At 58.6% G+C, this 22,454-nt stretch carries 12 protein-coding genes and 1 pseudogene; 6 read left to right on the top strand and 7 right to left on the bottom strand.

Going from position 1 to position 22,454, the window contains the following annotated elements; all coding sequences use genetic code 11:
* Positions 1 to 8: 8 nt before the first annotated feature.
* From ACYQ47_RS34955 to ACYQ47_RS34940, 4 genes are all read right to left on the bottom strand, one after another.
* Positions 9 to 968: a chemotaxis protein gene (locus tag ACYQ47_RS34955; protein ID WP_459909608.1), complete on the bottom strand. Its 960-nt coding sequence runs from the start codon at positions 966 to 968 to the stop codon at positions 9 to 11.
* Between the two features lie 1,379 nt (positions 969 to 2,347).
* Positions 2,348 to 4,822, bottom strand: coding sequence for a putative bifunctional diguanylate cyclase/phosphodiesterase (locus ACYQ47_RS34950; protein WP_310390698.1), 2,475 nt, complete (start codon positions 4,820 to 4,822; stop codon positions 2,348 to 2,350).
* On the bottom strand, positions 4,795 to 6,699 hold the full coding sequence (locus ACYQ47_RS34945) for an EAL domain-containing protein (protein WP_310390697.1): 1,905 nt from the start codon (positions 6,697 to 6,699) through the stop codon (positions 4,795 to 4,797). Before ACYQ47_RS34945 ends, ACYQ47_RS34950 begins: the two co-directional genes overlap by 28 nt.
* A gap of 34 nt (positions 6,700 to 6,733) precedes the next feature.
* Positions 6,734 to 8,443, bottom strand: coding sequence for a methyl-accepting chemotaxis protein (locus ACYQ47_RS34940; protein WP_250528328.1), 1,710 nt, complete (start codon positions 8,441 to 8,443; stop codon positions 6,734 to 6,736).
* Between the two features lie 212 nt (positions 8,444 to 8,655).
* Here ACYQ47_RS34940 and ACYQ47_RS34935 point away from each other — a divergent pair, with 212 nt between their 5' ends.
* Positions 8,656 to 9,852, top strand: a complete 1,197-nt coding sequence (locus ACYQ47_RS34935) for a GAF domain-containing protein (protein ID WP_459909605.1) — start codon at positions 8,656 to 8,658, stop codon at positions 9,850 to 9,852.
* Between the two features lie 821 nt (positions 9,853 to 10,673).
* Here ACYQ47_RS34935 and ACYQ47_RS34930 read toward each other — a convergent pair.
* The 3 genes from ACYQ47_RS34930 to ACYQ47_RS34920 all read right to left on the bottom strand — a co-directional run bounded on the left by ACYQ47_RS34930 (position 10,674) and on the right by ACYQ47_RS34920 (position 16,200).
* Positions 10,674 to 12,542 (bottom strand): hybrid sensor histidine kinase/response regulator, encoded by a 1,869-nt coding sequence (locus ACYQ47_RS34930; protein WP_310390694.1) that lies wholly within the window; start codon positions 12,540 to 12,542, stop codon positions 10,674 to 10,676.
* A gap of 264 nt (positions 12,543 to 12,806) precedes the next feature.
* A complete protein-coding gene (locus ACYQ47_RS34925) occupies positions 12,807 to 13,265 on the bottom strand; it encodes a response regulator (RefSeq protein WP_310390693.1) in 459 nt (152 codons plus the stop codon).
* 931 nt (positions 13,266 to 14,196) lie between these two features.
* Positions 14,197 to 16,200 carry a phage integrase family protein gene (locus ACYQ47_RS34920; protein ID WP_459909602.1) on the bottom strand — a complete coding sequence of 668 codons (2,004 nt, stop codon included), beginning with the start codon at positions 16,198 to 16,200 and terminating at the stop codon, positions 14,197 to 14,199.
* 682 nt (positions 16,201 to 16,882) lie between these two features.
* Between ACYQ47_RS34920 and ACYQ47_RS34915 the strand changes: the two genes are divergently transcribed.
* The 5 genes and pseudogenes from ACYQ47_RS34915 to tnpC all read left to right on the top strand — a co-directional run bounded on the left by ACYQ47_RS34915 (position 16,883) and on the right by tnpC (position 22,362).
* Positions 16,883 to 18,607 (top strand): phage integrase family protein, encoded by a 1,725-nt coding sequence (locus ACYQ47_RS34915; protein WP_459909600.1) that lies wholly within the window; start codon positions 16,883 to 16,885, stop codon positions 18,605 to 18,607.
* Between the two features lie 228 nt (positions 18,608 to 18,835).
* Positions 18,836 to 19,651: an H-NS family nucleoid-associated regulatory protein gene (locus ACYQ47_RS34910; protein ID WP_459909598.1), complete on the top strand. Its 816-nt coding sequence runs from the start codon at positions 18,836 to 18,838 to the stop codon at positions 19,649 to 19,651.
* Positions 19,652 to 19,967: 316 nt separating this feature from the next.
* Positions 19,968 to 20,441, top strand: coding sequence for an IS66-like element accessory protein TnpA (gene tnpA, locus ACYQ47_RS34905; RefSeq protein ID WP_459909596.1), 474 nt, complete (start codon positions 19,968 to 19,970; stop codon positions 20,439 to 20,441).
* Positions 20,422 to 20,772: an IS66 family insertion sequence element accessory protein TnpB gene (tnpB, locus tag ACYQ47_RS34900; protein WP_459909594.1), complete on the top strand. Its 351-nt coding sequence runs from the start codon at positions 20,422 to 20,424 to the stop codon at positions 20,770 to 20,772. The genes tnpA and tnpB overlap by 20 nt, the downstream gene beginning before the upstream one ends.
* A gap of 33 nt (positions 20,773 to 20,805) precedes the next feature.
* A pseudogene (gene tnpC, locus ACYQ47_RS34895) lies at positions 20,806 to 22,362 on the top strand (IS66 family transposase).
* Positions 22,363 to 22,454: the final 92 nt, after the last annotated feature.

Genomic DNA, 22,454 nt, shown 5'->3' with positions numbered 1-22,454 from the left:
CGAGTGGTTCACGCGGCTGTCCGTAACATTGCCTGACGCATTACGTCAGCAAGTTCGGCCGCAACAAACTTTGATACATAAGCGTTTGCACCTACCTTTCGCACGTGCTGTTCATTCGCGGATCCCGACAATGAAGAGTGAATGACCACGGGGATCATCTGCAACGCAGCGGCGCCTTTAATTTTGCGGGTAAGCGTGAAGCCGTCCATTTCCGGCATTTCAAGGTCGGTAAGCACTAATGCAATGTCATCCGTGACCTTCCTACCCTCCTTCGCCGCTTTTGCGCCTGCCTTCTCCAGCAGTTCCCACGCTTCTTGGCCCGTCTTGGCCATAATGAACGGTACCCCCATTGACTTCAGGCTCTCTTCGATAAGGGCGCGTGCAACGCCGGAGTCGTCTGCGGCAAGTACTCGTGCGCCCGGCGGCAGCGTCAAGCGTCCAGTGTTCTGCTCATTGATCTCCGGTTCGCTTGCAGGCAGCGCGTCGCGAAGAATTTGCTCGACATCGAGGACCTGCGCAAGCCGACCGCCCGCGTGGGCATCCAGGCGCGCGATGCTCGTCACTGCTTTACCGCTGGAGTGACCCTCTGCCGAAAGCACTCGATTCCACTCGAGGCGCACGATATCGTCAACCTCTTCGACGGCGAAGCCCTGCGTCGTGCGAGCGAACTCCGTCACCAAGAGAATACGGCTTCCCTCGCGTGGGGTACATCCCGTGACGCGTGCGAGGTCGATGACCGGGATGATTTCGCCGCGTACGTCCGCCACGCCGAGAATTTTGTTGGACGAGCCCGCCAGTTCCGTGAGCGTCGGCATTGTCACGATCTCCCGAACCTTAAAAACGTTGATGCCATAGAGCTCGCGAGCGCCGGTACCAGGCGTTGCGCCGAGTCGAAAAAGCAGCAACTCGAACATGTTGCTGCCCGCTAAACGGACTCTTTGTTCAATATCATGCTGATCATTGTTCATCTGTTTCCACCATCGACGGTTACCATACATGGCTAACGGCTTCGTCACGATGTTTCTGTAGAAAGCAGTAGTCGCGTTGTCGGTTTGGACAGGTTGAGAGGTAATGTTTACGGTCTGGTGCTCGTCTACAACCGCTACTGTGATCTCCTGGCCTTGCGCCGCGCGCGCGGACCTGGAATAGCTGCGCAAGTCGACGCATGATGCAGCGAGCATGGATTTACACCGAGCATCACGCAACGGGCCGATGACGTGCAATCTGTCCTGGCATCGGTCGCGGCAGGAGTCGGCGTTGCATTCGTTTCTTCGGAGCTCAACATCTGCTCCGTAATGCCGCCGTCCAGCCGCCTCAAAACCGGTTACGTCTCAGTTTGCCAGTTCGTGCGGACTGCGCTGTAAGTCATTTAATCTTTTCTCGATTGTCAACGCTTGTTCCTTGGCGGCAACCTTGATGCCCCGTGGCCGGCCGCTTCTCGCCGCTTGCCGACGTTCGTACCCAAACATCGATCGAGCGCTTCTCTGTGCACGCCCTTTCGTAACCTTTCTGAGCCGCCGCTTCGCGCCGAGGGGATTGTTCGCACAGCTCTCCTGCGCGAGCAGCTTGACTAGTCTGCAGTAGCTGTTGACGTCCAATTCTGCTACTCATGTTCGTTGATAACGCTAATGGGAAAAAAGAAGTCCGGAGGGTACGCACGGTCGTCTGGTGGCTTCGAACCTTATGTGCGGTTGCGCGGCTCGCCGGGAACCGTAGATTGAGCTCCTGCACTGACTGCTGCCTGTGCAACACCTGCCATGGCGGCTGTGAACGGGCGCCGATTGGCTAAAGATCAACTGATTGCTGAGCGGCGCAGTTAATAGCGCGGTTGAACTTCGTCCAGTGGATTCGTCAATCGACTGTCGCAAGCATCATCTACCATGCTCAACCCTCGCTCGAAAGCCGAGCGATATACCCGATCGATACCCGGTTCGGTAACGAGAGAGAGCGTGGGCAAGTGATACCCGTCAGCGCTGATTATCCGAAGAAGCACAGGGCAGCGGTTGCCGTCAGCAGCTGGTTGTTCAGTGATGAGTAGTCGATGAAGCCGGTAGCGGATTTCCATTATCGTTCTCGGTTGCAGAAGTAATGCGGCATGGCATCAAACTAGCACGCCGCACGACCGGCCGTCGCGAACAATCCGCTCTACGCATCAAGCTAGAGGCGGAGTGGACAGACCGTCGCGCCGGGTCGACCGGATGATACGTGCAGCGCAGACTTCCGGATGCCACTCCCCGCGAAGTAGTGGAATCTCACGACGCGTCGTCCGCGTGGTACCGTCCTCACAAAGTGTTTCTCCATGTTTCGCGACTATTTACATATAGCTTGCAGGGACTGCTGCATAGGTCTACCAATTCAAAACAGACCTTAGGTCGCTATGATGCAGCACTATGCTCTTTTCAGCGATCTTTCTGCCCGTCGATGGATTCGGCGGTGCCTGATTATTCCAGGCAATCAAAAACGCGGCGAACGCCTCCGCCCGCATTGGCCGACTGATGTAATAGCCTTGAATACTCGTACAACCTTCTGAGACCGCAAAGGCATACTGTTCAGCGGTTTCGACACCTTCCACAGTCACCAGCAAACCAAGACACGTGCTCATCGTAATGATGGCTCGAGCGATCGCGACGCTCTCCGCATCGGACGGAATGCCGCGTACGAACGATCGGTCGATCTTCAATCGATCGAAAGGAAATCTGCGCAAATAGCTGAGGGACGAGTAACCGGTTCCGAAGTCATCCATTGAAACGCGAACACCCATGCTGCGCAGGCGGTTGAGCGTTTCGAGCGTCGCGCCCGTATCGGCAAGCAGCACGCCTTCCGTCACCTCCACTTCGAGTCGCTGCGGAAGAAGATGTGCATCCTCGATAGCCGATGCCACGATCGACGCAATCGACTTGTCGTGAAATTGCGCAGGCGACAGATTGACCGCCAAGCCAATCTCAGGCGGCCAGGTTGCAGCCTCGGCACACGCAGTCTTTAACACAAAAGTCCCGAGCGGCACGATCAGCCCCGTCTCCTCCGCAAGACTAATAAAGGTGGCGGGGGCGATAAGTCCAAGCGATGGATGCCGCCAGCGCACCAAGGCTTCGGCTGACGTAATACGGCCTGATGCCGCATCGACGAGCGGTTGATAATGAACTTCGAGTTGACCACTCGACAATGCTATGCGAAGACCCGCTTCAAGGCTCTGCCGTTCTTGAAGCCGCTCATGCAGGATCTTCTCAAAACGCCGAACCGTCCCCTTGCCTTCGCTCTTCGCGAGATACATTGCGAGATCGGCATTGCGCAGCAGCGACGAGGGGTCGCCGCCGTCTTCGGGGAACAACGCAAGCCCGACGCTTGCACCGATATGAATTGTTCTACCATCGATATCAAACGGCCGCGCACCAAGTTGCTCGACGACCTTGCTCGCAATATCAAACGCGGATACATCGCTGACGTCGCCGGTAAGCATCACGACGAATTCATCGCCCCCGAGCCGCGCGACGATACCTCTGTCTTTGACGAGCGTCGAAAGTCGAATGGAGACGTCTTGCAGCACGGCGTCCCCTACCGCATGACCGAGGGTATCGTTCACTATCTTGAAGCTATCTAGGTCGATGAGCAGTATTGCGAGGCCCTGGTCGGTGCGTCGTTCGGTGCACGTATGCCGCTCCAGCAACTCGGTGAACTTTGTGCGGTTGGGCAAGCCCGTCAGCGGATCGGCAAACGCGAGTCGGCGCATCTTTTCTTCGGTGCGCAGCCTTTCGCGCTGATCGCGCACTGCGATGACCGTCTGTACACTGTGCCCAAGTGGAACCGTGGAGCGCAGCACGCGCACTGGAACGATGATCCCGTCTACGCCAATGAGATTCGCTTCGCGCTCTTCATTCTCTAAAAGCGTGGTGAGTTCGAGCGCCGGCAGAAGCCGGCTGACTTCGCTTCCCGTCAGATCGTCCTGCTTCAAACCTGACAGGCGCTCTATGCTCCGGTTTGCCGCGATGATTATGTTGTTCTGCGTAATTAACAGCCCTTCAAGCGCAACATCCGCGAGATCACGCAACCTCTTCCTGTCTTGACGGATTCTGGCTGTAGCTGCAAGATCGAAGCGCCAGCCCAGAAAAGCAAGCGCGATCAACGCCAAAGAAATCCCTGCAACGATTGGTGTGATCGTCTGCGGCGCAACGGCATCCGACGGAAACTCGATGCTGGGGTCTTGTTGCAAGGTCATCGCCGCCATGCCGCAAAAGTGCAATATGGCGATGCCCAAAAGCATCAACGGCGCGGCACATGTTTGCCATGTCCTATTGCGGCTTGCGATCGCCATCATCGAGAACCCGAAGATCGGCAGGCTCACAATGATCGATGGAATGACCAGAGTAAGATCCCATCTGATCGTTCCTTGCACCAGATACGCGCTTTGTCCTACATAATGCAACGCCGCGACGCCCACGCCAATAATGACTCCTGCTGCGAATTGCCTTGGACCGCGACGGCTGCTGAGAGACACGACTACGCCCCCGCCGATACCTACGACCGCGCATGTCAGCGAGATCGCCGTGAGAACAGGTTCGAACGCCACCCGCATATTAGGCTGATAGGCAAGCAAGACGATAAAGTGCGTCGCCCACGCTGTGCAGCCGCTCGACAGCACGCTCGTCGAACCCCACCGGATGCGCACCGCGCCGCTCGATCGCGCGGCGTGACGTGCAATCGCGATCGACGCATAAATGCCGACGGCGCACACGAGGGCGGCGAGAAGCATCGTGTGGCGATCGTGCGCATCGACGATGCAGTCGAGGATTTGTGCGACTAGGGAGTGTCGCAAATGGTTATGCATCCATTATCCTTATTACTGGTATCGTGAGGCAGAAGGCGCTGTCGCAACCGTGCGTCCATCGCATCGGCCGTCAGGGGTTTGTCAAACAGGAACCCCTGTCCGATCACACAACCACTCTCCGTTAGAAAGTCGCGCTGTTCGACGGTCTCGACCCCTTCTGCAACGATCTGAAACCCAAGTGCGTCCGCCAGTGTGATCACCGCCTTGATGATCGCCTCGCCGCGCGGCGCCACACCGATTGCCTGAACGAACTTCTGATCGATCTTGATTCGGTCGATGTCGAAGCGCTGCAACGAAGCGAGACTCGAATACCCCGTCCCGAAGTCGTCGATCGCGATCGATACCCCGACTTCGTTTAGCCTTTCGAGCGTCTGCTCGACTGTATCGATATCGCGTATCAACGCGCCTTCAGTCAGTTCGAGTTCCAGCCATTGTGGCGGGAACCTGTGCAAGGTCAGTGAGCGCTGAACTCGTTCTAGAAAGCGCGGCTCTTCGAGCTGAACAGGAGAGACATTCACGCCGATGCGCATGGGCGGCAATCCCGCATCGAGCCATCTTCGTCCCTGTTCAAGCGCTTCGGCCAGCACCCATTCGCCGATCGCATGAATCTGCCCGTCGGACTCAGCGATAGGGATGAAAGTCGTCGGGGAAATGCTGCCGAGCAACGGATCGTTCCACCGTATCAAAGCCTCTGCGCCGATGATATGCCCCGAACCCATATCGACTTGCGGTTGATACAGCAACTCGAACGCGTTGATCGATCGGGCCGCCTGCAGGCGTGCGGTGAGATTGAGGCGTCGGGCAGCGGCAAGATGCAACTGCTCGTTAAATTGTACGATGCGATTGCGCCCGCCCGCCTTTGCGGCGTACATGGCGACATCAGCGCGACTCAGCAGCGCCTGAGGATCATTGCCGTGATCCGGGAACGTGCTGATGCCGATGCTCGCACGCACTTGTATCACCTGCCCCGCGAGGGTGACCGGCTGATTGATCACCTCGATGACCTTGCCCGCCAGACCCCTGACGGCTTCCACAGGCGAGCGGATGGACACGATAACGAACTCGTCGCCGCCATACCGGGCGATGTCTTCGGTGGCATCGTCCGTTGCGTCCCGCAGTCTCGACGCAACAATCGTCAAAAGCTGATCGCCGACGCGATGCCCGAGCGAGTCGTTGACGATTTTGAAATCGTCGAGATCGATAAAGAGCACGTTGAGCAATTGACGCTTGCCGCGTTGGGAATCGAGCAGAAGACCCAGTTGGGAACTTAACGTGCCCCGGTTCAGCAAACCGGTCAGGGGATCATGCTCGCTCAGGCTTCTCAATGCTTTCGATCGCTCCGCGAGCTTCAATGCGGTGCGATAACTCGCCAACCCGAGCGCCAAGGGATACACCACGAGCATGGGCAAACAGGCCAACAACGTCGGTGCATCGGGAATCCACTCTGGCTCCATCCGCCCGCCAAAAGCGGCTGCTCCGATCAACGTCCCCAAGGCGCACGACAGGAACCCCTTGGCCAACTGGCGCCAACCCCCTGCTGCTACATTGTTCATCATGAACATGAGCAGGACAAGGGTGCTGGGAAGCCACGTGAAACTCATTGCTGCAACGGACGTTCCGCTCACGAAATCGTCCACATACATGTTGATTCTTTCCGCATTTGCCGGCGTGCGCGACCGGCGCGCCAACAGGTATGCGATGTGTGGCCAGACGACGCAATACACCGCAATATAGGCCTTCACCGCATACGACGAATGCTCGCGCCAAAGGATCATCTGGACGAAAACCAGCCCAAGGGTGAGTCCTACAGTCCGCAACACATAAGCGCGTCTTGCAAAGCCGCGCCCACGTGCATAATCCGATCTACGAGCATTCATGTGCGACGTCCGTCAGGAGACGAATTTCTGTCGATTAAAAGGTCTGCCATTCGCCCGACGCAGGTCCCGTCACACGAGCCGGTGTTGCGGTAGCGCGAGGCGCGGCGTTCGCGCGTTCCGTACGTTGCGTTCGTTTTGGCTCCAGCTTTCGATTTGTCTCGACTCGAATGCCCACGTCCCTTTGCGGACTGCCACTCAGACGGAACACGGAAACCAGATCGCGAAGCGCACCGGATTGTTGCGCCATCGACTGCGCCGCGGCGCTCGCCTGTTCGACCAGCGCGGCATTCTGTTGCGTCACTTCATCCATCTGCGATACAGCGACATTTACCTGCTCGATGCCCGTATGCTGTTCGGATGACGCGGCCGAAATCTCGCCCATCAGATCGGCGACGCGCTTCACCGACTGCACGACTTCGCTCATCGTCCGTCCCGCTTCTTCGACAAGTTCCGCTCCCACGCTGACCTTGGCGACCGATTCGCCAATCAGGTCCTTAATCTCCTTCGCGGCCGCAGCGCTTCGCTGCGCGAGCGTGCGCACTTCGCCGGCGACGACGGCAAAGCCGCGCCCTTCCTCACCCGCTCGCGCCGCTTCCACGGCAGCATTCAGCGCAAGAATATTGGTCTGAAACGCGATTCCCTCAATTACCGCGATGATCTGCGCCACCCTCGCGGAGCTCGTGCTGATGTCCTTCATCGTATCGACGACACGGCTCACGACCGCACCGCCGCGCGCCGCTACCTCGGACGCGTTCGCTGCAAGTGTGTTGCCTTGCTGCGCGTTTTCCGTGTTCTGCTTCACGGTCGATGTTAGTTGCTCCATACTCGCAGCCGTTTGCTGAAGCGATGCCGCTTGCTCTTCCGTGCGCTGACTCAAATCGGTGTTGCCCGACGCGATCTCGGCGGAAGCCGTCGCAATGTTCTCGCTCCCGTTCCGGACACGGCCGACGATATCGACGAGCCGCTCGTTCATGTTGCGCAGTGCCTGAAGCAGTTGACCCGTTTCATCCTTGCTGTCATCGACGATATGCGACGTCAAATCACCTTGAGCGACCGTCTCGGCGACTTCGAGCGAACGGCGGATTGGCACCAAGATCGAACGCGTGATCGAGAACCCGATCGCGATGCTGAGCGCAATGGCAAACGAGGCAAGGACTGAAGTGACGATCAGCGTGCGGTGATAGTCGGCTGCAGCCGTTTCGGCCGATTCGCGCGCCCCCTTGGTATTGAGCGCGATATCACGATCGATCAATGTCGATACCGCCACAAACAAAGGTGCCGATTCATTCGCGGCAGCTTCACGCGCGGCAGTGAAGTGGTCATCGCCGGCATCGTTCAACGCATTGATCTTGTTGTCCGCGACGAGGTATGCAGCCCAAGCCGTGTTGAAGTCGTCGAAGAGTTGCTTCTCTTCTGCGTTGGAGATCAAGGGCTGATAGGCCGTCATCGCGCGATCGAGCGTCGCCAGACCTTCACGACGCTTCTGCACTTGCGCTGCCTTTTCCTGTGCATTGGTCGCCAGCAGCGCGCCCATCGAGCCGCGTCTTACCGCATTCGTTCCGGAGCGGATATCCCCAAGCGTGAGCACGCTCGGCAGCCAGTCGTTTGCGAGTTCCGCCGTTCCCTTGTAGACCTGCGAGACCTGAAAAAGGGCCAGTCCACTAATCAAGCAAAGCGCCAACAGCGTCAATCCGAAGCCGATGCCCAGCTTCGCCCCAATTCTTATATTTCGTAAAGCTCTCATGTCGTGGTCCGTTTCGTCGTTGTCGTTGTCGCGTTGAAGACTCGGCCCATGCCGGACGATCCTAATACGCGCCATGACTCCCCTTACGGCAGCACTCCGGCGAACTTAAGTTTTTTCCAAATTTTTAACGTTTGCCGGTAAAGTCACCGCGGGAAGCGTACGGTCGATCACTCACGTCGGCTTAACTTACCGCTTAAACTACGCATGCGAACATGCAGACGGTCGACGCGCATGGCACCGAGCGACGTTTCATTTTTGCCAGATTTTCCCTTCCAGCATTCGGTTGCATGTTTGCAGAGCTTTCGTTATCTTCGGCGGCAAGAGCTTTGAGTAACGTCATAGACATGGAAAGCGATCCGATCCTAACTACGCGCGAGGCAGCCGAAATACTCGGCGTATCGATTCGCACGGTTCAAACCTGGGTGGAAGAAGGTGCGATCGACTCGTGGAAAACGCCGGGCGGGCACCGCCGCGTCCGGCGAAGCGCCGTATTCGCGCTTCGCGAGCGGCGGCTGGTCGCGCCGGTTCAAACCGCCTATACCGTCCTGATCATCGCCAGCGAAGGCGCAGGCAGGCGATGCAGCGAAAGCTTGGCCAGCGTGCCCGCCGTTCAGGTCAGCGTAGCGAATGACGCGCTGCTGGGTTTGATCGAGGCGGGGCATCAAATGCCGGCATCGGTCGTGATGGAGATCGATCGGCTCGATTGGGAGCGGATCGCCTTGCTCAAGCGGCTCCTTGCATCGCCGAGACTTGCGCATTCGAACATCGTCGTACTGTCCGATTTAAATGCGGAAGAGTTGCGCTTCGATCTCGGCGATACGCGCATGCGTCTCGTGAGCAAGCGCGCTGCACCGGAACAATTGCGCGCTGCAATCGCGCCGTATCTGGAAGCCGTCGCCGATATTGCGGCCGCACGGGAGTTGGCGCGCTTGCAGGCGGTTGCCCGCACAAATCTGGTCAACAGTTCGCAGCAGGAAGAATTCGACGAGATCGTTGCGTTGGCGGCAAACGTCGCGAAGGTGCCGATTGCATTGATTACGTTGCTCACCGCCAAGGAACAATGGTTCAAGGCCCGCTACGGCTTGGCGACTCAGGAGACACCCAGAGACTACGCGTTTTGTAATTACACCATCGCGCAACCGGACGGATTGATTGTCGAGGATGCGGCCGAAGATGTACGGTTCCGCGCCAATCCACTTGTCACCGGCGATATGGGCATAAGGTTTTACGCCGGAGCGTCGATCATCGACTATGAGGGGTACGCGCTTGGCGCGCTGTGCGTAATTGATCGCGCGCCACGGGCATTTAAAGCACCGCAAATGGCGATGCTGCGCACACTTGCTGCGCTTGTATCGGACAAGATCAATCTGCAGACACGCAATCGGCAGCTTAGAAAAGCGAAGGGCTGAGCTTTGCGGCGTAGGGCTACGCATCGAGTTCTCGGTCGTCGCGCTTGAAAGTTGCCCCTGCCGCTGCGGGTAAGTAAATCGATTCGTCAGCTTCGACAAAATGGTAATCAGCGATTTTCCGTTAGTTATCCGCACGAAGCGCGTCGTTCAGCGTCTCACCGCGTGAGCCAGCCGGGTTGTCTGAGCATGGGTGAAACGGTCGTCACTACATTCGTGCTGCCACTCGACAGCGGCGAGACTTCGCCGATCATCGCCGAAGCGGTTCAGGCGTTCGTAGGCATCTGTTCACATAGCGGCGGACACTCGCTGTCAAGATAGCTTTGGACGCGGTAAATCAATTGCCCTCTGCTCGCCGCGATTAACTGCAGTCGTCGTCGAGGGTATCAGTGAAAACCTTTATTTGAGTCTATCCGACGAATGTCCAGCTTGGAAACCTGGCGTGCCAACTTGCCTTGGGCCTAATGCCGGCTGCCCAGTCCATCATGAGGGACAATCACCGCCCTCCACCACCGCACTCCTTTCTCGCGACGTCACCCGGCAACAGTTCCCTCGTTTCCCAATCGGTGAAAGCGACCCACTTCAGCCATACAAAACTCTCCAAATCGGTCACTCGTGTTGACCGGGGACGCTGCAGACTTGAGTGCCGCTTAGCGGCCGTTGCAGATCTCGTAGAGTCACCCCAAACAGCCACTCGATGACGTGCCGCTTTGCAGCATTCATTGGCCTATCAAGATGGCTGCTACCCTACCCGTCGGATGGAGAACATTGAGCGAATGCAGCGTGAATCGAAATTCGAAGCAAACCGATGCTCATTCCTGCTGTCAGTCTGTTGGAGCTGTCAGCGCCTCCAGAAGCAGGACAATATCAACCGGTTTGACAAGGTGGCGATCAATCCCAGCCTCGTGTGACTTTCGCTTGTCTTCCTCCTGGCCCCAGCCAGTGATGGCTATTAATGTTGAGCCAGCTAAAGCGTCGATCGCACGGATGCGTCGTGCAAGTTCGTAACCATCTATATCGGGCATGCCGACGTCCAAAAGAACGGTATCAGCTTGTATCCTCTTCAGCATGTCTAGCGCAGCGAGTCCACCGTGCGCAGTGCGTGTCTCGGCACCCAATATCTCTAAAAGCATGGCAAGGCTGTCTGCCGCGTCAACATTGTCGTCAACGATGAGAATCCTCCTACCCGCAAGGGACTTCTGCCGAAATGGCTCATCTTCGGGTTTTGGATTCAGCATGACGGTGGCGGTGGTTAGGAGCGGTAGACGGATTGTGAATTCACTGCCTTGATTCAGACCATCGCTGCGTGCACAGACAGAACCACCATGCAACCGGACAAGGCTTTGAACAAGTGTCAATCCGATGCCCAAACCCCCTTGCGCATGTTGACGGGAGTTTTCCGCCTGACTAAACATGTCGAAGACTATTGGCAGCATCGCTTCGGATATCCCGATACCATCATCACGCACGGACACAACAGCATCCGTGTCATCGCGCATGGCCGTAACCTGGATATGGCCGCCCACATTAGAGTATTTTGACGCGTTGTTCAGCAGATTCGCGAAGATCTGCGTGAGCCGTACCGGATCGCCGATCACAGTCAGCGGCTCCGCTGAAAAGCTTAATGTAAGCTGGTGCTGACCTTTATCAATGACAGGCCGACTCGTCTCCACAGCGTTTGTCAGAATCTTAGACAGATTTAGCGCCTCCTTTCGCAGCTCGATCTTGCCACTTTTAATACGCGAGACTTCTAGCAAATCGTCTACAAGACGGACGATGTGAGACATCTGGCGCTTGAACATGCGATGAACACGGATGCGCGTATCGCCGTTGGTCGCATGATCTAAAACATGGAGGCCGTTTCGAATCGGCGCCAATGGGTTTCGAAGTTCGTGAGCGAGCACTGCAAGAAACTCATCCTTCCGGTGATCCGCGTCTTTCAGCGCTTCCTCGGCAACCTTCAAATCACTAATGTCCTGGACTATCGAACATGTGCCGATCAGGTCATTGGCCTCATCGCGTAGAGGCGCTGCGCTCACTCGCATCCAAATACGCCGTCCCGGGACACCGGTGTAAAGCATTTCTTGGCCGGGGAGCACCGTTTCCCCACGTAGCGCTCGCGCGCCGGGCCAGTCGTGCGGAGGGATAGGTACTCCATGAGCGTCCCATGCTTGCCAAAATGCAGCTCGTTCTGGAAGCGTCGATGGAACAGCCGTCGGTATGTATCGCCTCATCAATTCGTTGCTGAGCGTCCACTGGCCGCTCTGGTCGGTGAGACCGACACCCGCCGGCAATTGATCGATAATGGTCTGTAGCCGATGCTCATCCATGCGTCGCGCCGTTCGCACGGCGCTTTGCTCACATGCGACGCGCTTCTTGGCGATAGCTATCTCCGTGGTTTCGTTGAAGATGCAGAAGACACCGGGAGTGCGTCCCTTGCTGTCGTAAATAGGGCTGCACGAGACCGCGAAATGGGGTTCGCCCTCTGAACGAACGCTCACGGCCGGAAGCTGAATATCGTCGGAGCGGACGGGGGCACGCTGTTTCAGCGCTTGCGCCACGGTTCGTCGCAACGCATCCCACCTGCCGGGCCAAACATCTGCGGGCGGTCGACCGATGGTCCCTGCCGCTTTCATATCAAACAGATCGCATAGCTCCTGATTTGGGATAACAGCCAGTTCCGAGCCCCACAAGACGCACGCGGGAACCGAACACCACACACAGCTAGTGAACGACGCTTGCAAGCAGACGTCCCATCGTTCGACGGGACCCACGGGACTTCGGTTCCATTCGATGCTATGCAAATACCGCGCGACGCGGCTGTCGTTTCCAAATAGTACGGACAGGTCCATGGATGTAAAGGTAGGCAGAAACAATCGCGCAGGCTAGCACGGACAGACAGGGCCTGGTATTGAAGCCCTTTTGCGGCACGACAGCTATATAAGGTGGACAGGCCATTACCCCAAACCTAGGCAGTTTGCGCTTTCGATGAAGCTGTGTAAAAGCGCCATAAGCGATTGCAGCATCAGGCCTTTCTGGCAATAGCCATCGAAGTCACCTTCGGACGCCCGTTGCTTTACGAAGGCGTCATCGTGCGCTGTCAGAGCAACAATCACCATCGACGAAGTCTTAGCGTTCTGCCGGAGCGCTCGAGCGACCGAGAAGCCGTCTATTACTGGCATTGAGATGTCCAGCAGCAGGGCGTCCGGTTTCCAGATGCATGCTGCGGCGATCGCAGCCGCACCGCCGTAGACGGCCAGCACTTTGAATGGGCCACCGTCGAGATATGCGGCAAGCGCTTCAGCCGCATTGGTGTTGTCATCGACTATCAAGATCCGTGGATGCCTGCGTTTGACGCAAATCGCCCGATCGGTCCAACGATAGGGGTAAGACGCCTGAGGTTTTATCGCTGACATGTATATGGTCGTAGTGCTATGTAACATCCATTATGGCGGAAGTCGTCCATCCCCCTTGCTCCAGTACCGGGCGCCCAAAAAGAAAACTGCAGCGCTCGGAAATTTGCCTGCCTCAAAACGGCCAGTGAGCGGGGGAAACGAGAGCGTGGCTGATCAAGCTAGATGTCGACCTAGACCGGCGACTCCTGGTCGGGGTCGAGATAGTGTTACGCCGAAAAGCGTTCGTTGAGCAAGGCGCCTATCGGATCCCGACCATGACAACTGGAAGACCCTCCGGAATGGCCGTTCATGGGCCGCTTGCGTCCTAGCACGGGCGAGCGGCCGAACGCCCCCCTGTGCTGCCTGATGCAGTTGGCATACGTTGGCCGAGCATTCCTTGTGAAACACCGACGGCGGCCTTGCGTCGATGGCCGCATCTCACGGGCGAAGTGACAACTTCATTTCGCGTCGGCAAGCTTATGATGAGCAAGCTCGTCCGGCAACCGGGGCCTGATGCGTCCCGAATTGACGACTTTATAGGCGCGACCTTGACATATTTAATGGGTTCTACGGCTTCCGGCCGAGTCGCCGCCAGAACGGACCGTGCCCTTTCACCGATCTAGGCTTTCCCTGATGTCAGTGCATGGAGTGCTCTTAGCTCCTTTTCGAGAACGTGGGCCGCGTCGGCGTGCAGCTGGGCAAGACCAGCATCCGTCTCGAAGCCAGACAGCGTGCAGCGAGTAGCGGCAACGTCGCGTAACACTTCTGCCGCCATGCGAAGCGCGTCGGAAAGCGAAAGTGTATTCATAGTGTGTAAAGCGAATCCGCCGGCCGGCTTGGCCGGACCAGCATTCCAATTGAAGCTGCTGCGCTAGGGTGGCGCCGGTTACACCGATACGTATTTCGCAAGTCAATGGATGCAGGATGGGAGATGAACGGTGCTGCTCTTCGATTATTCCGCATCGTCATCCGCGTAGTAGCGTGCCGCCGCCTCAAGCATGCGGCGCTTCTCCGCCTTCACGTAGATGGAGGTGGTCTGTAGTGATGCGTGGCCGAGGATCGACTGGACGACATCCGTCGGCATATCCCGCGCGACGGCGCGCGTGCCGAAGGTATGGCGAAACGCATGCGCCGAGGTATTGACGAGCTGCACCAGGTCTTCGGTGCTCATCTCGCTTAGCGACGCGGGATCCGCACGCAACTCAACCACCAGTCGCCGGACGGCCATGCGTACCAGCCGCCCGAGCGCATCCGGCGTGTAGGACACGTCATGGTCGTCAGTGGCATGCCGATTCTGTGCCGTGTTAGTTTCCGGAATCCAGAGTGGCGCGATCAGCGGCCCGCGCGCCTGACTATTGAAGTCGCGACCCCGGTCCGCCCAATGGGCGCGCAGCGCATCCATCGTCGCGCCGCTCACCGGCACCGTGCGCTGCTTGCGCCGCTTGCCAACAATCGTCAAGGTCCAGACGGTTCGAGGACGCAACGCAGACACTTCACCTGTGGCAGGTGCCTTCCCTGATGGGCGCCGAGCAGATATCAGTGCTTCGCTTCTGAGGTCAGAAGCGCGCAGATCTTCGCGCCTAGCCTGGGCGGCTTCGACTCGCCGCAGCCCCGAGTCACCCATCAAAAGAATCGCCGCCCGCGCGGCACGCCATTGAGGCGCTGCTTCTTGCTGCTCACGCGCCCGCGCCTGCTTGGCTAAACGTTCCGACGACTGTCCCGTCGCCGCCGGTGTCGAAGATGCCAAGGCCACGCAACGGGCGTCGAGGAGCCTTCGTACGCGCGTCCAAAGATCGGCCGGTAAGGCGCGATGAACCTGCACCGCTGTCTCGCGAATGACCGTCGCCGGTTCATGCACCGCGCTCCAAGGATTGCCGGCGAGGTAGCGCACCTCGACGAGCCAGGCGAACACCGCGCGGATCACGCGCACCGCATAGGCCTGACTGTCGTCCGACAGTCCATCGGGCGCAAAGGGGCGCCAACGGCCGCTCGTGCGCGGACGCTTCGGCCCAGTAAAGCTCGCGATCGGCGCCTTCAGAAAGTCCTTGTATGCCTCGCAGTCTTCGACGAGCAGTGAGGACAGCGGCTTTTGTTGAACGACCACGCTCCACAAAATCAGCCGTTCGAGCTCCCGCGTATAGGCGCGCAGGGTCACCGGACGATCGCGATACCGGTGCAGGTAGGCGTGCACGGCGGCCAGATCGTGCTCGGCACGAATGAAGGCGAAGCTGCCCGCACGGTTGATGCCTCGATGGAGTCCATCACCGCCCGATAACTCAGCCGGCACGGCAAGCTGCTCGAACGGCGCCAGACGCGGCACGGCCGGATCGCCGCCCACCACGATGGCGACCGGCTCGCCCGCTGCGCGAAAGGTGACGTCAAGTGGCCTCGCATCGACGTCGTCGGCGACGCGTGCACCAAGGCTTCGCTCATGGCGATGCAGCCATGCCACCAGGGTCGCCGCGCGCAGCGGTCCGATGCGCGGCACGGATCGCCACCAGCTGCCGCCACGGGCATTGCAGTACTCAATCAGGGCGCCCAGCGTGGTGATCCCCTCGCCGATCAAGCGTCGTGCAATCAGCGGCCGGAACCACAACTCGACCGGATGGCCCAACGCCGGCGAGGCGGCCGCCATGGTCGACGCCTGCTCGACCATGCGCAGCGTCATGGCCGTAAGCCGCGCGCTGCCGTGCTGCTTGATCGAGGCTTTCAGGTGATCGGCGAGCACCGATGAGCCATGTTTGAGCGCCAGGCTTACCAGGTCATCGCGCATCTGGCGCAGGTAGCGTTCAGTGGTCTCCGGGCTCGCCGCATGGGGCGCGCGTTCGACATCGTAGTAAAGCCGCGCGATGGTGGCCGCCGGCACGCGCTGCACGAACGCGCGCAGCGCCGTGAAGTCGGTGCGGGTGTAGGTACGCGGCGTGGGCAGCGTCAATTGTTGGGGTTGATTGGCCATCGATCTGTCGCGCGCGTGCTCCCGCAGGTGCTCACCTCATCCATCAAGCGCTGGCTTTCATGTCCGTAGCGTTGCGGATCGGACTCCACCACTTCGCCGGAACGTCTCAACCTCCGATTCGTCGAAAACCCGCCTCTGCCCGGTGCTAATGGGCTTTCGGCGAGGCGTAAATGGCGTTACCCCCATTTTACCCATTAAAACCTTCACTGCTAATAATAATTAGCAGTCCAACATTCCAACGTATAGGCGTTAGTAAGCTGAAACTCGCCACGCTCTAACCAGTCCGCTTAATTACATCGGACGATCGTCGGCCCTAACGATCGCACCGTACGCGTGGGGACTCAAGCAGAACAGATGACAGCCATAAATTTATTAGAAGCCTGAGTAGCCAAAGCGGTGACGGCATATGGGTCATATTCGGCGCGAATCATCTACATTAAAAGTCAAGTCGCAAGGACAGTGTGCATACTTTCGGTCGTTTGGCCTAGCTTGGCCATGCTGAGAAAGCGCACTCCTTGCCTCCTAGCTTGTTTCAGACTTCGCGTGCTGCGTCGCCGGCGTCTTGGTCGGCGACACGCGCACGCACAATCCTCCGCGAAGTTCGTTTGATCGCTCAGGAACACGGCTATTTAGATAACTGCTCTTATCCTAATAGCCCTGTTTTTGCTCTAAACTTGCGTTCATGAAAACGCGTCTACGATCGTCGGTCTCGGCCGCAGCCTCCCCCGCCGACACCGCCCGACCCGACCAGCTCGATCTGCCCGAATTCCCGACCGCGGACGAACTCGCAGCACTGCGCGCGTGGACCGCCGGCCTCGCCTCGCGTGAAGCCGTCCAACGCTTCCTGCCGAACGAACTCGCGAAATCGGCGCGCGGCGTGATCGGGCGCATTCGCCGGCAGTTGATCTGTCGTGCAGAACAGGTTAAACGCGCCGATCTTGCAGACGTGCTGCGTCACCCGGTCGCCGCGCGCGAGCGGCACGCGCAAGCCGTGTCGCAGGCGATCGAAGTCCTCCGTCACGCGCAAGCACCGACGCCTAGCATCGTCGACCCCGTCGAGTACTGGTTCTCGCCTCGCACCGTGCGCGCGCTGCACGCGTACGGCATCGTCACCCTCGCTGACTTAACCGTGCGCATTCCGCGTCGGCGTCAGTGGTGGACCGTCATTCCCGACCTGGGCGCGGCGAGCGCGAAGGCCATCGAAGGATTCTTTGCCGCCTATCCTTCCCTGACCGAGCGGGCGCGCGCGTTGATCCTGTCGGAACCGCGTGGCATTGTTGTACCGTGGGAGTCGCTGAAATTGCCGCATGAAGTCGATGGGTCGGCGGGCACCTTCCGGGCACCGGCCGCCACCTGTACGCTCGACGCCAGCGACGACTACGACGCCATCCACGCCTGGCTCTCGCTGCACGAGTCGCCAGCGACCCGGCGCACGTACCGAAAAGAAGCCGAGCGCCTGATCCTGTGGGCGATCGTGGAGCGCGGTCGCGCGTTGTCGTCGCTCACGACAGAAGATGCAGTGGCGTACCGCGCGTTCCTGCGCCGGCCGACCCCGCACGCACGGTGGGTGGGGGCGCTACGCCCGCGCCATTCGCCCGATTGGCGTCCATTCGCCGGTGCCCTGTCAGCACGCTCGACCGCCCACGCCCTCTCCATTCTTAATGCGCTGTTTCGATGGCTGATCGACCAACGTTACGTGCTGGCGAACCCGTTCTCGGGCGTCAAGGTTCGCGGAGCGACGGCGGCTTTGCTCGATGCGTCGCGCGCGTTCACCGAGGGAGAGTGGCAGTTGATCCGGACCATCGCCGATGGGCTGGAATATTCGTATGGATGGTCCGTGCCGGCGGCGCACCGGCTGCGGTTTCTGCTCGACTTCGGCGTGGCGACGGGCCTACGGGCGGGCGAACTCGTGGGGACCACGCTGCGGCAGTTCGAGACCGATCCGACCGGCCTGTACTGGCTTCGGGTCACCGGCAAAGGGCACAAAATCGGTAAAGTGGCGTTGCCGCCACTGGCCTGGAACGCGCTGACGACTTATTTACTTTCCCGACAACTGCCCGTTTCCCGGGAGCGTTGGAATCTCAGAACGCCGTTGATCGGCCATCTGGACTCAGACCCGAATCAGGCGATTAGCAGCGTGCGGCTGTGGGCGGTGATGAAGCGGTTTTTTAAGCAAGTTGCGCAAGCGCTCGAAGTCGATCATCCGCCGCTCGCCGATAAGTTGCGCGCGGCGACCCCTCACTGGATGCGACATTCCCACGCTTCCTTGGCACTGTCCAATGGCGCGGAACTGACGACCGTCCGGGATAACCTCCGGCATGCGTCCATTGCCACCACCTCGATTTATCTTCATTCAGATGACGTGAAGCGAGCACGGCAACTGAATGATGTATTCGGCGCAAGATAGCGGGGCGAGTAGTCGATTACGACCACGCGGCTTTAAAAGAAGAACGTCACATGCTTATGGGCGAAACTTCTCTTCTAAGATTAAGCATTCGTTAGGCATTGTTTGGGCCTATTCCGCCCTGCTTCTCCTGAAAACTCATTCGATTCCGACACTTGTGTCGATGAGAGTGACATGTCTTTTGTAGGTCTGGTGTGGCATAGTGCGACGATGACCAACTAGGGAAAGTCGATGGCTACGCTCAAAGCACTACAAGACAAAATCGCCAAGCTTCAGGCTCAGGCCGAAGCGATTGCGAAGAAAGAGTCGTCGGCAGTTTTTGGAAAGATTCATGAATTGATGCAGAAGCATGGTCTGACTCCGGACGATATCGCTGCTCATTTCCGTCAGCCGGCTACGGGTCGTAAGTCATTGGCGACAACTCAATCCGCAATGTCAAGCGCGGCGAAATACGTCGATCCGAAGACTGGAGCGACTTGGACTGGGCATGGACGCGCGCCCGGTTGGATCGCTAATGCGAAGGATCGCAACAAGTTTCTCGCCAGTGCAAGCACTGCTCCGGTGGCAGTCGCTGAGAAGAAGCCGAAGGCGGGCAATTACGCACGCGGGCCGCAAGCTCCCAAGTATCGAGATCCGAAGAGCGGCGCAACCTGGAGCGGTCGAGGTCCTGCGCCGGCTTGGATAGCAGCGGCCAAGGATCGAACGAAATTTCTGATCGAAAAGCCAGAGCCTGCATCAGCGAAATCTGAGTCGGCACCTCCCACCAAGGCGGCTAAGAAGGTTGCGGTGAAGAATGCGGCGAGGAAAACTACATCCAAGACGGCGACACTGAATAAAAGGCCCATCGTCAAATCAGCAAAGAAGGCAGTGAGCAAAACATCCTCGGCTGTAAAGCACGCCGCGCCTGCGACGAAGAAGGCGGCTGCTAAAAAGGCCACTGTGAGGAAAGCGCGGATGAAACGCGTGGCCACGAAAAAGTTGGCGGTAGTCGAAGCACTCACTCCTGCGGTTGAACCGAATGTCACAAGCGAGGTGGCCTCGGCGTAAGGAGCGACGGAAAATTGTCGTTCTGGTCGAAAAGCGGGGACTCAAATGAGCGCCCGCTTTTCAGCGGCGATGAATGCACGAGGCCTACATTTAGTCGTTTTTGGATTAACCGCTATTTCTGCATCGACCAAAGGAAGACCCCATCCTGACGCAGCTGAACCGTCAACAAACAACGCTCGCGGTCCTGTGATGTTCATCGGGCGCTGATTCGCGTAGCGTGCAGCATAAGTGTAAGCGCGAAGAAATGGACGTCTAGAACTCGTCGATTTGAGCGTGCAGGCTATGTCCACTGTTTCGAAATCAGTGGACACCTTTCATGACAGAAGAGCACTCAGAAACGACTGGGCTGAAGGTCGTCAACGTTGGTCGGGACGGCAAGCGCAGATATGACCGGCGAACCAAACAGAAGTTGGTGGAAGGGTGTCTTGAGCCGGGCGCTTCGGTCGCCGGACTCGCACTCAAGCATGGAGTCAACGCCAACTTGCTGCGCAAGTGGATCAAGCTGCATCAGCAGCGACTGGCTGGCAGGTCCCTGAAGCCGGGGCCGACTGGCACAGCGTTCGTTCCGGTAGTCGAAGTCGATAGTCACGAAGCGGTGATCGCGCCCGCATCCGCGAAGGCACACCGCCGCACCCCTGCAGCAAGGACGTCGTCGCCCACTTCAGCGCGGTTGTTGGTGCAGATGCCCAACGGCGTCACACTCCGGTTTGAATGCAGCGGCAATGACGCGCCGTTGCTATCGGCCATGATCGAGACGCTAGGACGGTGCGATGTTCCGCCTGGACGATGAACTGAAGGTCTATCTGCATCGTGACGCCGTTGACTTCCGCAAGAGCATCAACGGTCTCGCAGCCATCGTCGAGCAGACAATGAAGCTCGATCCATTCGCGAGTGCGGTTTATGTGTTCAGCAATCAGCGACGCGACCGCATCAAGATGCTGCTGTGGGACCGTAACGGCTTCTGGCTTCTCATGAAACGCCTCGAGCAGGACCGCTTCGTATGGCCGCGCAAGGAAGCGGTGCTCATGCTGCGAACAGAACAGCTTCACTGGCTACTGGAGGGCATCGACATCGAAGCGATGCGCGCGCATCCGAGGCGTTATTATCAGCGCGTGAGCTGAAACGAGAACCGGCATCGCTGGTCTAATTCAGCGATGCCGCCATCATCTTCTTCCTCTACCGACGAACTGCAGGCGCTGCGCGCAGAACTCGCTGCCATGAAGGGCGAGTTGCGTGTGGTGACAGTCGAACGCGATTTGCTGCGCGAGAAGCTTAAGGCCTATCAGCGGCAGTTGTTTGCTTCCAGGAGCGAAGTGCGCGGTGCTGAGCAATGCGACCTCTTCCTGAACGAAGCAGAAGCGCTCGCAACGGGATGCAAGCCGGCGCAAGAGACTGAAACTGAACAGAGCGTCGAAGTCGGCGCGCATGAACGCAAGAAGCGTGGGCGCAAACCGTAAAACCCGATGCTACCTCGTGAGGTCGTGCGCCATGAGTTGCCCGAATCAGAACGCGTCTGTGCACACGACGGCCACGCACTGGTCGAGATCGGCGCCGAGATCAGCGAGCAACTCGATATCGTGCCGCAGCAGGTTCGCGTCATTCAGCACCAGCGACTTAAATACGCATGCCCTTGCTGCGACCTTGGCATCAAGGTGACGCCGGCACCTTCGCGCATCATCCCGAAGGGCTTACTCACTGAATCAGCGCTTGCATGGGTGGTTGTGAGTAAGTTCGCTGACGCGCTGCCGCTGTACCGGATCGCCGCGTTGCTGCACCGTTTCGGTGGCGATCTCTCACGCGGCACGCTGGCAGCAAGCGTAGTGCGCGTCGGCATGGCAGTGCAGCCGCTGATTAACCTGATGCGCGACCACCTGCTCGAGGCCGACATCGTCTACGGCGATGAAACGACGGTGCAAGTTCTAAAAGAGCCAGACCGTGCTGCACAACGTAAGAGCTACATGTGGGCGCAGATGAACGGTACCGGACCACCAGTACGAATGTTCAGCTACAGTCCCACGCGCAGCGCGGCGCAGGCCGCCGTGCTCTACGCAGGCATCAAACCCGGAGCGGTATTGATGAGCGACGGCTACGAGCCGTACAACGAAATCGCCCGAACAAACCAGCTGGTGCACCTCGGATGTTGGGCGCACGCGCGACGTTACCTGATTGAGGCGGAAGAGGACCTCCCAAAGGTACAGCGCGGCGGCAATCATCCGGTGAGCGAATTCATTCGCCTGATCGGCCAGCTGTTTGCCGTTGAGGCACGATCCGAACACATGACGCCGGAGCAGCGCCAGCAACTCAGACAGGCCAGGAGTCAGCCAGTTCTTGATCAGATCGAGGCGCTACTATCGCGTCATCTGAACACGGTGTTGCCGCAAAGCGGGTTCGGCAAAGCGCTTCAATATCTGCGAGGCCAATGGCCCAAGCTGGTTCGCTACGTCGGCAACGGAGCGTGGCCCATCTCGAACAACCCATGTGAGAACGCGATCAGACCGTTTACGGTCGGGCGCCGGAACTGGCTCTTTAGTGACAGCGTCGCCGGCGCAAACGCCGCCGCCAACCTGTATTCGCTCGTGCAAACCTGCAAAGCCAACAGCATTGAGCCGTACCAATACCTCATCGCGTTGTTCAAAGGTCTGCCGCACGCGCACACCGCGGACGACTACGAGGCTTTGCTGCCCTGGCGACTGAATCCAACCATAGCTTGACGTATGTCGCATGGCAACGCGCAAGGGGCGCCGTCTAATGCGCGCTTACGCATAAGTCTGCTCTTAGACGCGTTCTGACGTAGAACTCTAAG

The organism is Caballeronia sp. HLA56, from assembly GCF_054655155.1.
The sequence above is the reverse complement of the archived record's forward strand: the minus strand, read 5'-3'. Positions and strand labels throughout refer to the sequence as shown.